The sequence below is a fragment of the Labrys sp. E2SS-1L genome, assembly GCF_057073705.1.
Window position 1 is genome coordinate 3,082,627 of sequence record NZ_CP172712.1, and the last position, 16,312, is coordinate 3,098,938.

8 protein-coding genes and 3 riboswitches are annotated in these 16,312 nt (G+C 64.0%); all 8 genes read right to left on the bottom strand.

What is annotated here, in order from left to right; translation table 11 throughout:
- Positions 1-236: 236 nt before the first annotated feature.
- The 8 genes from metA to metE all read right to left on the bottom strand — a co-directional run bounded on the left by metA (position 237) and on the right by metE (position 16,198).
- Positions 237-1,160 (bottom strand): homoserine O-acetyltransferase MetA, encoded by a 924-nt coding sequence (metA, locus tag ACIGJE_RS14240; RefSeq protein ID WP_440726053.1) that lies wholly within the window; start codon positions 1,158-1,160, stop codon positions 237-239.
- Positions 1,161-1,213: 53 nt separating this feature from the next.
- Positions 1,214-1,291, bottom strand: a riboswitch (SAM riboswitch).
- A 121-nt stretch (positions 1,292-1,412) separates the two neighbouring features.
- Complete coding sequence (metH, locus tag ACIGJE_RS14245) at positions 1,413-5,183, bottom strand: methionine synthase (protein WP_415086422.1); 3,771 nt, start codon at positions 5,181-5,183, stop codon at positions 1,413-1,415.
- Between the two features lie 396 nt (positions 5,184-5,579).
- On the bottom strand, positions 5,580-5,885 hold the full coding sequence (locus ACIGJE_RS14250; RefSeq protein ID WP_415086424.1) for a hypothetical protein: 306 nt from the start codon (positions 5,883-5,885) through the stop codon (positions 5,580-5,582).
- Position 5,886: 1 nt separating this feature from the next.
- Positions 5,887-6,975, bottom strand: coding sequence for an FAD-binding oxidoreductase (locus tag ACIGJE_RS14255; protein ID WP_415086426.1), 1,089 nt, complete (start codon positions 6,973-6,975; stop codon positions 5,887-5,889).
- 160 nt (positions 6,976-7,135) lie between these two features.
- A complete protein-coding gene (locus ACIGJE_RS14260; protein ID WP_415086428.1) occupies positions 7,136-8,380 on the bottom strand; it encodes an aromatic ring-hydroxylating oxygenase subunit alpha in 1,245 nt (414 codons plus the stop codon).
- Between the two features lie 117 nt (positions 8,381-8,497).
- Positions 8,498-8,702: riboswitch (cobalamin riboswitch) on the bottom strand.
- 450 nt (positions 8,703-9,152) lie between these two features.
- On the bottom strand, positions 9,153-10,268 hold the full coding sequence (locus tag ACIGJE_RS14265; RefSeq protein WP_483680253.1) for a ribonucleotide-diphosphate reductase subunit beta: 1,116 nt from the start codon (positions 10,266-10,268) through the stop codon (positions 9,153-9,155).
- A gap of 218 nt (positions 10,269-10,486) precedes the next feature.
- Positions 10,487-13,399 (bottom strand): ribonucleoside-diphosphate reductase subunit alpha, encoded by a 2,913-nt coding sequence (locus ACIGJE_RS14270; protein ID WP_483677764.1) that lies wholly within the window; start codon positions 13,397-13,399, stop codon positions 10,487-10,489.
- Positions 13,400-13,507: 108 nt separating this feature from the next.
- Positions 13,508-13,726, bottom strand: a riboswitch (cobalamin riboswitch).
- A 102-nt stretch (positions 13,727-13,828) separates the two neighbouring features.
- A complete protein-coding gene (gene metE / locus ACIGJE_RS14275; RefSeq protein ID WP_483677765.1) occupies positions 13,829-16,198 on the bottom strand; it encodes a 5-methyltetrahydropteroyltriglutamate--homocysteine S-methyltransferase in 2,370 nt (789 codons plus the stop codon).
- Positions 16,199-16,312: the final 114 nt, after the last annotated feature.

Sequence of the window (16,312 nt, forward strand, 5' to 3'; positions counted from 1 at the left end):
AGGCGAGAGCTGCGACGCCAAACGCTCCTTCGCCCCGTTCTCACGGGGAGAAGGTAAAGATGAGGGGCAGCGCAAACCTTGAAAAACCGGGCATTGCGGAGCCCCTCACCTCTATCCTCTCCCCGTAAGAACGGGGCGAGGGGGCTCGGACGTGGAGCATAATCTCCAGCTCGGTCATCTCGCCCGACCCTCAAGTTGGCGTCTATGGGCAGGGTGCCCTCTGTGCCCGGAAGGCCTCAGCGTCCCTTGCCGACCTCGCTCAGATCGTAGGACGTCGTCTGGTAGATCTCGTTGATCCAGTTGCCGAACAGGAGATGGGCGTGGCTGCGCCAGAAATTGCGCGGCGGGAAGGACGGGTCGTCATAGGGGAAGTAGTTCTTCGGCAGCTTGATCGGCACGCCTGCGTCGACATCGCGAAAATATTCATCGGCCAGCGAGGTCGATTCATATTCGACATGGTTGAACAGATAGAGCCGGTTGCCTTGTTGCTCGTGAATGAGACAAACGCCGGTTTCGTCCGAATCCATCAGGATCTCCAGCTCGGCGTTCTTGCGCACGTCCTCGCCGCGCACCTCCGTCCAGCGCGAGACGGGGATGTGGAAGTCGTCCGAAAAGCCGTTGAGATAGATCGAGGAAGGCTTGCGGTTGTGGTGCTGGTAGACGCCGAAGGCCTTCTCCGTGAGCTCATATTTGGGAATGCGATGGAAATGCCAGATGGCCGCCATCGCCCCCCAGCACACGTTCAGCGTGGAATGCACGTTGGTCGTGGTCCAGTCGAGGATCTGCTCGAGCTCCTTCCAATAGGTCACCTCCTCGAAGGGGAGGGTCTCCACCGGTGCGCCGGTGATGATGAAGCCGTCGAACTTGCGCTCGCGTACTTCTTCCCAGGTTTCGTAGAAGGCGAGCAGATGCTCTTCCGAGGTGTTCTTGGCGCGATGGCCGCCGACCCGCACCAGCGAAAGTTCGACCTGCAGCGGCGTGGCCCCGACCAGGCGCGCCATCTGCAATTCGGTGCGGATCTTGTTGGGCATCAAATTGAGCAGGCCTATCTGCAGCGGGCGGATGTCCTGCCGGATGGCGGCGGTTTCCGTCATCACCCGCACCCCTTCGCTGACCAGGGTGGAGAAGGCGGGCAAGGTATCCGGAATCTTGATAGGCATGTTGCACTCGATCGACGTTGGGCCTGCCGGAACAATGCCGCAGGCCCACGGATGGAATGCATCCAGCGGCCCTTTAGCGAGTTGTTTAACGTGGCTGCAAGCCGGCCGGCCAAATCACCACGGGAGAAGAGTTAATCCTGCGGTGATTGGAAATCAATGGTGTTCCTGGGAGCGCGGGCGTCCTCGCCCGCTCTTGCCGTCCTGAGGGCGAAGCGCTTCCAAGGGCGGGCGAGGATGCCCGCGCTCCCAGGTCTATTCCGCCGCCTCCTTGACGCCGGGCACATAGTTGAGCACCGGCGAAAGCCAGCGCTCGACCTCTTCCACGCTCATGCCCTTGCGGGCCGCATAGTCCTCGACCTGGTCCTGCTCGATCTTCGATACCCCGAAATAATAGGCATCGGGATGGGCGAAATAGAGCCCGGACACCGAGGCGCCCGGCCACATCGCATAGCTTTCGGTCAGCTGCACGCCGATGCGAGCCTCGGCGTCGAGCAGGCGGAACAGCGTGCCCTTCTCGGTATGGTCGGGCTGGGCGGGATAGCCGGGGGCAGGGCGGATACCGCGATACGGCTCGCCGATCAGTTCGTCGGGGGCCAGGTTCTCGTCGGCCGCATAGCCCCAGAACTCCTTGCGCACGCGCTCATGCATGCGTTCGGCGAAGGCCTCGGCGAAGCGATCGGCCAGGGCCTTGACCAGGATCGAGCCATAGTCGTCATTGGCACGTTCGAAGCGATGGGCGATCGCTTCCTCTTCCATGCCGGCGGTAACCACGAAGCCGCCGAGATAGTCGCCCTGGCCGCTGGTTGCAGGCGCGACGAAATCGGAGAGGGCGACGTTGGCCCGGCCGTCGCGCTTGGTGAGCTGCTGGCGCAAGGTGTGCAGGCTGGCGAGTTTCCGGCCGCGGCCCTCGTCCGTATACAGATGTATATCGTCGCCGACGGCATTGGCCGGCCAGAAGCCGATCACGGCCTTGGGGTGGAACCACTTCTCTTCGATGATGCGGGCGAGCATGGCCTGGGCATCGTCGAAGAGCTGGCGAGCGGCCGCACCCTGCTTCTCGTCGGAGAGGATGGCGGGATAGCGCCCCTTGAGCTCCCAGGTCTGGAAGAAGGGTGTCCAGTCGATATAGCGCGCCAGCTCGGCGAGGTCGTAATTCTCGAACACGCGCGTGCCGAGGAAGCCCGGCCTGGGGGCGACGAAGCCGGTCCAGTCCACCTTGTGGGCGTTGGCCCTGGCCTTGGCGAGCGGCAGGCGCAGTTTGTCGGCCTCGCTGCGGGCATGGGCGGCCGCGACCTTGGCATATTCGGCCTGGACGGTCTCGACATAGCCTGGCTTGATCGTCGGCGAGAGCAGGCTGGAGACCACACCGACGGCTCGGCTCGCATCCGTCACATAGACGGCCTGGCCACGGTCATAGCGCGGATGCACCTTCACGGCGGTGTGGACGCGGCTGGTGGTGGCTCCCCCGATCAGCAAGGGAATGTCGAAGCCCTCGCGCTCCATCTCCGCGGCGACATGCACCATTTCATCGAGCGAGGGCGTGATCAGGCCGGAGAGGCCGATGATGTCGACCTTCTCCTGGCGCGCGACTTCGAGGATCTTGGCAGAAGGGACCATCACGCCGAGATCGATGATCTCGTAATTGTTGCAGGCGAGCACGACGCCGACGATGTTCTTGCCGATGTCGTGCACGTCGCCCTTCACGGTGGCCATCAGCACCTTGCCGGCGCTCTGGCGGACCTGCCCGCCATTGGCCGCCTTCTCCGCTTCCATATAGGGCAGCAGCACTGCCACGGCCTGCTTCATCACGCGGGCCGACTTGACCACCTGGGGCAGGAACATCTTGCCCGAGCCGAACAGGTCGCCCACCACGTTCATGCCGGCCATCAGCGGGCCTTCGATGACGTGCAGCGGGCGCTCTGCCGCCAGCCGGGCTTCCTCGGTGTCCTCGTTGATATAGTCGGTGATGCCGTTGACGAGGGCATGTTCGAGGCGCTTTTCCACCGACCAGCTCCGCCAGGCGAGATCCTGGACCTTGGCCTCCTTCGGGCCTGCGCCACGGAAGCGTTCGGCTAGCGCCAGCAGGCGCTCCGTCGCGTCGTCCAGGCGATTGAGCACCACGTCCTCGCAGGCCTCGCGCAACTCCGCATCGATGGATTCATAGACGGCAAGCTGGCCGGCATTGACGATGCCCATATCCATGCCGGCCTGGATGGCATGGTAGAGGAACACGGCGTGCATGGCTTCGCGCACGGGTTCGTTGCCGCGGAAGGAGAAGGAGAGATTGGAGACGCCGCCCGAAATATGGGCGTGGGGCAGGGTTTCCCTGATCTGCCGCGTCGCCTCGATGAAGGCGACACCATAGCCGTTATGCTCCTCGATGCCGGTGGCGACGGCGAAGATGTTGGGATCGAAGACGATGTCCTCGGGCGGGAAACCGGCTTCCTGCGTCAGCAGCTTGTAGGCCCTGGTGCAGATCTGGACCTTGCGTTCCAGCGTATCGGCCTGTCCCTGTTCGTCGAAGGCCATCACCACCACGGCCGCGCCATAGGCACGCACCAGGCGGGCGTGATGAAGGAAGGCTTCCTCGCCTTCCTTCATGGAGATCGAATTGACCAGTGGCTTGCCCTGGACGCATTTCAGGCCGGCCTCGATGATCGAGAATTTCGAGGAATCGATCATCACCGGCACGCGGGCGATGTCCGGTTCGGCCGCGATCAGGTTGAGGAATTCGACCATGGCCTTTTCGGAATCGATCAGGCCTTCGTCCATGTTGATGTCGATGACCTGGGCGCCATTGGCCACCTGGTCGCGGGCGATATCGAGGGCGGTGGCGTAGTCGCCGGCGGTGATGAGCTTGCGGAACTTGGCGGAGCCGGTGACGTTGGTGCGCTCGCCGACATTCACGAAGGGGATGGTGGTGTCGAGCGTGAAGGGTTCCAGGCCCGACAGCTTCATCCTGGGCTCAGCTTCGGGAATGGCGCGCGGCTTGTGGCGACCCACGGCCTCGGCAATGGCGCGGATATGCTCCGGCGTCGAGCCGCAGCAGCCGCCGACGATGTTGACCAGGCCGTCGCGGGCAAACCCCTCGATCTGCGCCGCCATCGCTTCCGGGCTCTCGTCATACTGGCCGAACTCGTTGGGCAGGCCGGCATTGGGATAGGCGCAGACGAAAGTTTCGGCGACGGTGGAGATCTCGTCGAGATGCGCCCGCATCGCATTGGCACCGAGCGCGCAGTTGAGGCCGATCGTGAAGGGGCGGGCATGCCGCACCGAATGCCAGAACGCCGTCGGCGTCTGCCCGCTGAGGGTACGGCCCGAGAGATCCGTGATGGTACCCGAGATCATCACGGGCAGGCGCACATCCTTTTCGCCGAACACTTCCTCGCAGGCGAAGATCGCCGCCTTGGCGTTGAGCGTGTCGAAAATGGTTTCGATCAGGATGATGTCGGCACCGCCGTCGATGAGGCCGCGGATCTGCTCGGCATAGGCGATGCGGAGATCGTCGAAGCTGATGGCGCGATAGCCGGGATTGTTGACGTCGGGCGAGATCGAGGCGGTGCGGTTGGTCGGGCCGAGCGCTCCGGCGACGAAGCGCCGGCGCCCGTCCTGCTGCTGCGCCTTGATCGCGGCACGGCGGGCAAGGCGCGCACCGTCGCGGTTGAGGTCGTAGACCGCCTCCTGCATGCCGTAATCGGCCTGGGCGATCGAGGTGGAGGAGAAGGTGTTCGTCTCCAATATGTCGGCCCCGGCCATGGCATAGGCGTAGTGGATCGCTTCGATCGCCGCAGGCTGGGTGAGGGTGAGGAGGTCGTTGTTGCCCTTGAGGTGGCAGTCACAGCCGACGAAGCGCTCGCCCCGGAAATGGTCCTCCTCGAAGCCGAGCCCCTGGATCTGCGTGCCCATGGCGCCATCGAGGATCAGGATGCGCTCCCGCGCGGCGGCGGTAAGGGCGGCAAGGATCTCCGCGCCCCGATCGGTCTGGGCAGGCGCGGCGAACAGGGCTTCGACCGGAGCGCTCATAACGAGCTCCTATAACGGAATTACGATATCAAGATATCCTTATATGATAGCGCCGAGAAAGGCGAGGTCAAGGTGAACTGTCCTGGAAGCGTCGGTTTTCTGTCTGGGATTGCGGGATGGATAGGAAGGTCAGACAGGAGTCCACGGCTCTGGTGCAGACAATGCTGGTGTCGTACCCGGTTAGAAAGACGGGCCTGTCATCCCCGGCGAGCGAAGCGAGGGAAGGGGATCCAGGGGCTGTGAGCGACATGCCTCGGCCCTGGATTCCCTTCCCACCGCCTGCGGCGGCGCCGGGAATGACAGCACCTCTTCTATCTAGCATAAAGCAAGCGCTATAATGTCCGGCATCATGCGGGAAACGCCTCGGCTGGGACCGTGGACGTCTCGTCCGCTTCTTCAGGCATCCACCCGCAAACGCCGCCGACCCCGTCGCCGGCCGGCATGATCGCGCACCTCGTCGAGCAGGCTGCTCAGATGCGGCAGCAGCGGATTGTCCGATGTCGAGGCCTCGTGCAGCAGGACTTTCAAATCGGCGGCTTCCCTGGCCAGGTCCGCGCCGTCTTCACGGCTGAGGATCCAGGCCAGCAGGAGGGTACGGGCCCGCTCCTCGGGCATGACGGGGCCATCAGCCCGTGTGGCCCGCAGGATGGAGTGCACGATGGCGGCGTCGACATCGACGGTGTTCTGCGCGGCGATCGTCATCTCAGGCCTCGATCTCGACGCGGCCGAGCGGCCTGGTGCAGCAAGCCAGCACCAGGCCGGCGGCGATTTCCTCCTCGCGAATGCCGCCCTGATGGGTCATCGCGGTCTCTCCCGACAGGCATTGCACCTTGCAGGTGCCGCAGAGCCCCATGGTGCAGCCGGTCGGAATGTTGAGGCCGGCGCCACGGGCGAGTTGGAGAATGGTGTCGCGGCTGGAGGCCGGCACCTCGATGCCGGATTTGGTGAAGGCCACGCTGGCTTCGCCGGCAAGGGCCTCGTCCGCACCGACTTCCTCCATTGGCGTTTCGGCTGGCTGAAAGCTCTCTTCATGATAGCGGCGCATGTCGTAGCCATTGGCTTCGAGCATGTCCTTGACCGCTGCCATGAAGGGTGCGGGGCCGCAGCAGAATACTTCGCGCTCGCGGAAATCCGGTGCGATCAGGCGTAGGGCCGGGGCGTTGAGCCGACCCTGGAAGCCGGTCCAGGCTTCATGGGCCTCGGTCTCTTCCACGATCCAGGCGAGGCGGAGGCGCTGCATGCGTCCGGCCATGCGTTCCAGTTCCTGGCGGAAGATGATCTCGCCCGGCCGGCGTGCGCAGTTGACGAAAGCGATATCGGTGGCGCCGCCGTGGTCTTCGGCAAAACGGGTCATCGACATCATCGGCGTGATGCCCGAGCCGGCCGAGATGAAGAGGTATTTTTCGGCCGGATGACGAGAGAAGCTGAACTGTCCGAGCGGGCCGTAGGCCTTCAAGCGCGTGCCGGGTTTGAGGTTATCAAGCATCCAGCGCGTGCCGATGCTGGAGGCCTGCGCCTTGGCGGTGACGCTGATCGAAAGCGGGCGGGAAGGGCTCGACGACAGCGTATAGGTGCGCAGCACCGGCCCGGCCTCGGCGGGGATCTCCAGCGTGATGAACTGGCCGGGCTCGTAGCGGAACCAGCCCTGTTCGGCGGCGCGGAAGGTGAAGGTCGCGACATCGCGGCCCTCATGGATGATCGAAACGCATTCGAGTGCCTGGCTCTGATCGTTCCAGGGCGGCGTTTCGTCGATATGCCTGAATTTCGCCAGGGCTGCGGAGGGCGTCGGCATGGTGTCTACCCCTGTATATATCGGTTTTGCTAACACCCTCCCCTGGAGCGGGAGGGGCGACGCGAAGCGTCGGGGTGGGGTGTTTTCGTCGGCTGCTGTGTTTCTCACCCCACCCCGGACTTCGTCCGACCCTCCCCCTCCAGGGGAGGGTGAAAGGGCCTCAGGCCACGCTGCGCAGGCGGACGCCGTCATTACCCAGCGCCGCTTCCATGGCGTTGCGATACCATTCGACGAACTGCATCACGCCGCCCTCGTGTTCGGGGGCGTAGGGGCCGGGCGTGTAGACGGGCGAGGAGACGCCGAGCTGGTTCTCCTCGACGATCTGGCGATCCTGGTCGTTGGTCATCTGCCAGACATGGGTGAGTTCATCGAGGTCGTAGTCGACCCCCTCGACCGCATCCTTGTGCACCAGCCATTTGGTGGTGACTTGGGTTTCCTTCGGCCCGATCGGGAGCACGCGGAAGCTGACGGCATGGTCGCCCAGCACGTGGTTCCAGGTGGTGGGATAGTGAAAGAGCAGGAGGGCGCCGATATTGCCTTCCTCGATCGTCGGGCTGAGGGGGCGCTGCACGGCCGGCTTGCCGGACATCGTATAGCTGGCGGCATTGCGCAGCAGCGGCATGCGCGCCATGCGGAACTGGCCGTCATCGGAAATGCTGAAGGTGCTGGGCAGGCCGGCTTCCTCGCAACGCCGCCAATGCTGGCCGATGAGCGGATCCTTGTCGGCGCCCTGCACGCCTGTCACCGTCGGGGCCTCGGGGAAGGTGCGGCAGAGCTCGGGATGATTGCCCGCGCAGTGGTAGCACTCGCGGTTGTTCTCCCAGACCAGCTTCCAATTGCCCTTCTCGACGATGGTGCTCTCGAAGGCCACCTTGGTGTTCTTCAGGCCATGCGGTGCCAGATAGGGCATGGCGCCGGCGCGGAAGGTCTCGAAATCGGGTGCCTCCTTGGCAAGGCAGATCCAGACATAGCCGGCCACGCTCTCGCAATGCACGGGCTTCAGCCCATATTGCGCGGCATCGAAGCCGGGTCCCATGTCGCGGGCGAACAACAGGCGGCCGTCGAGTTCGTAGGTCCACTGATGATAGGGGCAGACCAGCTTGGCGACGCTGCCGCTTGTCGCGGCGCAGAGCCGTGATCCCCGGTGCCGGCAGGAATTGTGAAAGGCGCGAATGGCACCGTCGCCGGAGCGCAGCACGATCACCGGATAATCGCCGACCTGGAGGGTGAAATAGCTGCCCGGCTTGCCGAGCTCGCAGTCATGGCCCGCGAACAGCCATTCGCGATACCAGATGTTCTCCATATCCAGCCGGAAGAATTCCGGGTCGGTGTAGAATTTGCCCTCGAGCGTCGTGCCCGGCTGATGGGTCCGGAGACGGCTCAGCATGTCCTGATGCGCAGTCATGTCAAAATCCCGCGTGACAACCAATGCGTTGACTTGACGGCGGGAGGGGAAAGCGGCCCGGCGGTCTGCGCCGGTGAAAAGGCACAGCCGAACCTCCTTCCGGAACGCCCACCGCGTCCGTCGGTTTTCATCGGGGCTGGTTTCCGGGCTCAGGAGCGGCCTTCCGGCCCGATCGCGACGCCTTCCCAGGTCTTCCCGACCCAGTGGCACCTGCCGCGATCTTCTCCTCTACCGTTGCGGGGGCAGCGCCGGATTTGGACCGGCTTCCCAATTCTCCGGGCCGCCTTGGGAGCGGACCGGCACCTCGAATGAGGATTAGAATACATCGAGTCGGCGCGCCGACTAGAGACGATGCGACGGATGATGGTGTGTTCAGGACATTGTTGTCGAGGGCTTGGAGAGGCAGGTCGGGAAGGGGACACCGAATGTCCATCATCCCCCGCGCGGCGGGGAACGACAAAGCAACCAATCACGCTCTTTTCGAGGTATTTGCGCGGTGCTTAAGCGCGAATGAAATTATTCTCGGTAGCGCTGCCCCTCACCTTACCTCTCCCCGTAAGAACGGGGCGAGGAGACTCCGGCGTCGAGTTTAATGCCGAAAACCCGTCATCTCGCCCACCGGCAGAGCGAGATGAGAGTTTTGAAGACTATTCGCTACGCGTGCGCCCCCTCGCCCCGTTCTTACGGGGAGAGGTAAGGTGAGGGGCAGCGCGCGCCCGACGACAAGGGAATGCAATTCCTGCCCAATGGCCTGCTCCTTGAATGCCCGCCATCAATCCCAGCTCAGCGCACCGCCGTTCTGATATTCGATGACGCGCGTCTCGAAGAAGTTCTTCTCCTTCTTCAGGTCCATCGCCTCGCTCATCCAGGGGAAGGGGTTCTCGACATCAGGAAATACCGGCATGAGGCCGAGCTGGGCGCAGCGCCTGTTGGCGATGAAACGCATATATTGTTCGCACGACACCGCGTTGAGGCCGAGAAAGCCGCGCGGCATGGTATCCCGGCCATAGGCGGCTTCCAGCTCGGCGGCCTCGCGGATCATCCGCTGCAGATCGGCCTGGAAGGTCAGCGTCCACAGATGCGGGTTCTCATGTCTGATCTGGTTGATCACGTCGATGCCGAAATTGAGATGGATGCTCTCGTCGCGCAGGATGTACTGATACTGCTCGGCGATCCCCACCATCTTGTTGCGCCGGCCGAGCGAGAGGATCTGGGCAAAGCCGGTATAGAACCACATGCCCTCGAAGATCACATAGAAGGCGACGAGGTCGCGCAGGAAGGCCTGGTCGGCATCCGGCGTGCCGGTCTTGAAATCGGGATCGTCGAGATGCTGGGTGTGCTTGAGGGCCCAGGCGGCCTTGTCGGTGATCGAGGGAACCTCGCGATACATGTTGAAGAGTTCGCCCTCGTCGAGCCCGAGGCTCTCGACGATGTATTGGAAGGTATGGGTGTGCACGGCCTCCTCGAAAGCCTGGCGCAGCAGATATTGCCGGCATTCGGGATTGGTGAGGTGGCGGTAGATCGCCAGCACGATATTGTTGGCGACCAGGCTCTCGGAGGCGGCGAAGAAACCGAGATTGCGCTTGAGCATGCGCCGCTCGTCCTCGGTCAGGCCGTCACGCGACTTCCACAGCGCGATGTCGGCCTGCATCGAGACCTCGGTCGGCATCCAGTGATTGTTGCAGCCGGCGAGATATTTCTCCCAGGCCCATTTGTATTTGAGCGGCAGGAGCTGGTTCACGTCGGCGCGGGCATTGATCATGCGCTTCTCGTCGACCGTGACGCGGCCGCCCTTGCGGTCGATGGCGCCAAGGCCGGTTGCATCCGCCATGCTCTGCGGCAGGGGAAGCTGGCTTGCGGGCGAAACGGGTTCGGACCAGTCGAGCATCGTCATCGTTTTCTTCTCATCGGAGACATTGTCCGGAAGTAACTGAAGCGGCACCTTTGTCATGCCCGGGCTTGACCCGGGCATCCAGGAACCGCACTTCGTCGTCCGGAGGAGGGAACTGGATTGCCGGGTCAAGCCCGGCAATGACAAAGGTCGAGCCAATTCGAGGCACTTATTGGCGGACGAACTCTTGGAGCGCATTCCACCCTGTTCTCGGCTCACTGGCACGCCTCGCAATCGGGATCGTGGATGGAGCAGGCCTTGCCCCAGGCTTCCGATGCAGCCAGGTCCGGCTGAGCCTCGATCAGGATCGGCGCGGCCGCCTGCGGCACCGTGGCGGAGACGGCATTGAGCTTGCCGTCGGTGCCCTTCAGCGTCGATTTCTCGACATGGGTGGCCGAGCGCGAGCGCAGGTAATAGGTCGTCTTCAGACCACGCTTCCAGGCCAGGCGGTAGAGCGTGTCGAGCTTCTTGCCGGAGGGGTTGGCGATGTAGAGGTTGAGCGACTGGGCCTGGTCGATCCATTTCTGCCGGCGCGCCGCGGCTTCGATCAGCCAGGCCGTGTCGATCTCGAAAGCGGTGGCATAGAGAGCCTTCAGATCCTCGGGGATGCGATCGATCTGTCCGAGCGAGCCATCGAAATATTTGAGATCGGAAATCATGACCTCGTCCCACAGGCCGCGCGTCTTGAGATCGCGGACCAGGGCCGAGGTCACCACCGTGAAATCCCCCGACATGTTCGATTTGACGAAGAGGTTCTGATAGGCCGGCTCGATCGATTGCGAGACGCCGCAGATGTTGGAGATCGTCGCCGTCGGCGCGATCGCCATGGTGTTGGAATTGCGCATGCCGACCGTCTTCACGCGCTGGCGCAACATGTCCCAGGCCAGGGTCGAGCTCACGTCGAAGCTGGCGCCCTCGCGCGCCTCGGCGAGCAGGCCGACCGAGTCGATCGGCAGAATGCCTTGCGACCACAGCGATCCCTCGAAGCTGGGATAGCGACCACGCTCGGCCGCCAGGTCTGTCGAGGCCGAGATGGCGTGGAAGGATACGGCTTCCATGCTCTCGTCGGCGAAGCGCACGGCGTCGTCGGAGGCGTAGGGCAGGCGCAAGGTCTGCAGCGCATCCTGGAAGCCCATGATGCCCAAGCCGACGGGCCGGTGCCTGAGGTTGGAGCGCCGTGCCTCGGGAATGGTGTAGAAATTGATGTCGATGACGTTGTCGAGCATGCGCATCGCCGTCGTCACCGTCGCCCTGAGCTTGTCGAACATCAGGCCGCTGGCATCGACATGGGCAGCAAGGTTCACCGAGCCGAGATTGCACACGGCCACCTCGTCATGGGAGGTGTTCAGCGTGATCTCGGTGCACAGGTTCGAGGAGTGCACCACGCCGACGTGACGCTGGGGCGAGCGGATATTGCAGGGATCCTTGAAGGTGATCCAGGGATGCCCGGTCTCGAACAGCATGGTCAGCATCTTGCGCCATAGATCCTGGGCACGGACCTGCCTGGAGACCTTCAGCTCGCCGCGCGCGGCGCGTGCCTCATGCGCCTCATAGGCGGCCTTGAAGGCGGGGCCGTAGAGATCGTGCAGATCCGGCGTTTCGTCCGGTGAGAACAGGGTCCAGGGGCCATCCTGCTCCACACGTTCCATGAACAGATCCGGCACCCAGTTGGCGGTGTTCATGTCGTGGGTGCGGCGGCGGTCGTCACCCGTGTTCTTGCGCAGATCGAGGAATTCCTCGATGTCGACATGCCAGGTCTCCAGATAGGCGCAGACCGCGCCCTTGCGCTTGCCGCCCTGGTTGACGGCGATGGCGGTATCGTTGGCGACCTTGAGGAAGGGCACCACGCCCTGGCTTTCGCCATTGGTGCCTTTGATATGGGCGCCGAGCCCACGCACATTGCTCCAGTCATTGCCGAGGCCACCGGAATATTTGGCGAGCAGCGCGTTGTCCTTCACCGCCTTGAAGATGCCTTCGAGGTCGTCGGACACGGTGGTCAGGAAGCAGGAGGAGAGCTGGGCGCGCAGCGTTCCGGAATTGAACAGGGTGGGCGTCGAGGCCATGAAGTCGAAGGAGGACAGAAGATCGTAAAACTCGATGGCGCGGGCTTCCCGGTCGATTTCGCGTAGGGCCAGGCCCATGGCCACGCGCATGAAGAAGGCCTGTGGCAGCTCGAAACGCGTGCCGCGCACATGCAGGAAATAGCGGTCATAGAGCGTCTGCAGGCCGAGATAATCGAACTGCAAGTCGCGCTCGGGCTTGAGGGAGGCTGCAAGGCGAGCGAGGTCGAAGCGACCGAGTTCCGGATCGAGCAGTTCGTTGGCGATGCCGACGCGGATATAGTCGTGGAAATATTCGGCGTAGCGGCTCGCCATCTCGGCCTGCGTCGCCTGTTCGGGACGGCCCGCGACGAAGGTGAGGGCTTCGCGGCGCAGCTTGTCGTTGAGCAGCCGGGCGCTGACCTTGGCATAATCGGGTTCGGTCTCGATCAGGGTGCGGGCGGCGAGAATCGGCGCCAGCGCCAGTTCGTCCTGGCTGATGCCGTCATAGAGGTTGCGCTGCGTCTCGTTCAGCACCGTCTCGGCATCGGTGTCGGCAAGGCCCGCGCAGGCTTCGCGCACCAGGGCGGCGAGGCGCGCGTGGTCGAGCGGCAGCAGCGTGCCCTCCGCCGTCTTCATGCGCAAAGCAGGGGTAGTGCCGGCCTGTGCCTCCGCCTTGGCGGCGCGCTCCAGGGCTCGTTCCTGGGCGTGCTGTTCGCGATAGAGCACATAGGCGCGCGCCACCTTGTGGTGCTCGCCGCGCATCAAGGCGAGCTCCACCCGGTCCTGGATTTCCTCGATATGGAAGGTACGGCCCGTGTCGGCACGGCGGGTCAGGCCGGCGACGATCTGGGCGGTGAGGTCGGCGACGATGTCATGTACCCGGCGCGAGGCGGCGGCCGAATGGCCCTCGACGGCGAGAAAGGCCTTGGTCACGGCCACCGTGATCTTCGAGGCATCGAAAGGCGTGACGCTGCCATTGCGGCGAATGACCTGGTAGCCGGGCTCCGAGGCCGGCTTCGCCCTGTCGGCGCCGGCAACCGGAAAAGGCGTCTTTGTGGTCGTGGCAGTTTCGAGATCAAGAGACATTCGGCAAACCCCAATATGTTGGAGGCTTGGGCCGAGGAGCGCATTCCGCGCCGACGCAGGATGATGCGCCGCGAGCAAGGCGATCCGTCGGGGCACCCCGCCCGAGGAAACGATACGCATCCACAGGCAGGTCTCCTGGCTCGCGGGTCGTTGCGGACTGCCTGCCTTCCCGGGGAGGGCGGGGTAAACCCACCTCTCGGCCAGTGGCCAATCGACAGCCGCTCTCCGCTTACAGTTGCGGGGGCAGCCCCGGCTTTGCCCTAAGGCCTACCGGATTCCCTCTTAGCGCCGGAGGCGAATCCGGCGACCTGTGAATACCGTATCTAGTATGCTTTGCTGTCTATGTGTCAATAGATGGTGTGTATCGCCCTTTTGTTCAATGGGGACAGAGGATGCCGGGGCACAAAATTCATGCCCCGGCATACTTTTTCAGGCGGATGTCGCCGCCCGCGCCGGAGTGGTCGCCTCACGAAGTTGACGGGCGGCAACAACCATGTTGACGAGGGCGGGGCGGACTTCGTCCCAGCCACGGGTTTTCAGGCCGCAATCGGGGTTGACCCAGAGCTGGTCGCCGGCGATCCGCTCCTGCGCCCTGGCGAGAAGGTCGCGCATTTCAGCCACGGTGGGGCAGCGGGGCGAGTGGATGTCGTAGACGCCGGGCCCGATCTCGTTGGGGTAGCGATAGGCTCGGAACGCATCGAGCAGCTCCATTCTGGACCGGGCAGTCTCGATCGAGATCACGTCCGCGTCCAGGCCGCCAATGGCATGGATGATGTCGTTGAATTCCGAATAGCACATATGGGTATGGATCTGCGTGGCATCGTCGACCCCCGAGGCGGCGAGACGGAAACAGGCGACGGCCCAGGCGAGATAGGCCTCCTTTTCGGCGTGCCGGAGCGGCAGGCCTTCGCGAATGGCCGGCTCGTCGATCTGGATGATGCGGATACCGGCCCGTTCCAGATCACCGACCTCGTCGCGCAAGGCGAGGGCGATCTGCCGGCAGACCTGCTCGCGCTCGAGGTCGTCCCGCACGAAGGACCATTGCAGCATGGTGACCGGTCCGGTCAGCATGCCCTTGACCGGGCGCTTGGTCAGGGATTGCGCAAAGCGTGCCCATTCCACCGTCATGGCCTGAGGACGTGAGACATCGCCATAGATGATTGGCGGGCGCACGCAGCGCGAGCCATAGCTCTGGACCCAGCCATGCTTGGTGAAGGCGTAGCCGGCCAGTTGCTCGCCGAAATACTGCACCATGTCGTTGCGTTCGAATTCGCCATGCACCAGCACGTCGAGGCCGATCTTCTCCTGCCAGGCGATTGCCTGCCTGGTCTCCTCGCGCAGGAAGTCGTAATAATCGGCATCGCCGATCAGGCCCTTGGCATGGTCGGCGCGCGCTTTGCGCACGGCGCCGGTCTGCGGGAAGGAGCCGATGGTCGTGGTGGGGAAGGGCGGCAGACCGAGCCACTCCTGGGCCCGGCGACGCAGCGGATAGGGATGTTGCCGCTCGCCCATGGCCGGTGTGAGCTCGGCCATTCGGGCGGCGACGCCAGTATCGTGTATACGGGCGGATACGCGGCGGGCCGCAGCTGCTGCGTCCGATTGGGCGAGCTCATCAGCGACGGCCCGCCGCCCGTCGACCAGGGCTGTCGACAAGGTTTTCAGCTCGCCGATCTTCTGGACGGCGAAGGCCAGCCAGCTGCGGAGTTCGGGATCGAACGCGCTCTCGGCCTCGATATCGTAGGGAACGTGGAGCAGGGAACAGCTCGGGGCGAGGACGACGCGGTGGGTGCCGAGGGCCGCGACCTCCGGCTCGATGCGATCCAGCAGGGCGGTCAGGTCGCTCCGCCAGACATTGCGCCCGTCGATCACGCCCAGCGACAGCACCTTGTCCGCCGGTGCCCGTTCGACCGCCTGTCGCAACTGCGCGGGCGCCCTGACGAGATCGAGATGCAGGCCTGCGCTGGGCAGGCCGAGTGCCAGTTCGAGATTGTCGCCGAGGCCGCCGAAATAGGTCGCGACCATGATCTTCAGATCGGAGACGGCGCCGGTGAGAACGTCATAGGCGTGGCGCAGCGCCTTTCGCGTCCTTTCGTCGAGATCGAGTACCAGGCAGGGCTCGTCGAACTGCACCCAGTCCGCGCCCTCAGCGGCAAGCCTGCGCAGGATCTCGGCATAGACGGGCAGGAGCCCTGGCAAAAGGGCGAGAGGATCGAGATCCGTATCCTTGCTCTTGCCGAGCAGCAGATAGGTCACCGGCCCGATCAGCACGGGATGGGTATGGAAGCCGAGCGCTGCGGCCTCCCTGAATTCGTCGATGGGCTTGGCCGAGGCCAGTTCGAAGGCCTGGCCGCGACGGAATTCGGGGACCATGTAGTGATAGTTGGTGTCGAACCATTTGGTCATCTCGAGGGCGGGGACACCGCCGCCATGGCCGCCGTGGCTGCAGCCCGCATGGTCGCGATCGTCATGGCCGCGATCGTTACGGCCCTGGCTGCCGCGCGCCATGGCGAAATAGGTCGAAAGCGGAACGGGGCCGCCTTGCCAGCCATAGTGGCGGGGAATGACGCCGGCCGTCGCACTCATGTCGAGAACCTGGTCGTAGAGCGAAAAGTCGTTGGAGGGGATATGGGTGACGCCGAGGAGGCTCTGCCGGGCCCAGTTGCTGGCGCGCAGCTGGGCTGCCGTCGAGAGCAGGGCGGTTTCGTCCTGCTTTCCGGCCCAGAAGGCCTCCAGGGCCGTCTTGAGTTCGCGGCGTGGGCCGATGCGTGGCGTGCCGAGCGTCGAAATGGGAATGGACATGCGTGTCTCCGGCCGGTGACCTTTGCGGTCCCGGTTCGCGATGAAGGAATTGGTCGAGGCGGAGAGGCGGCGTGCGGTCAGGGCACGCCGCAACACATTCGTCGTCGGACAGCC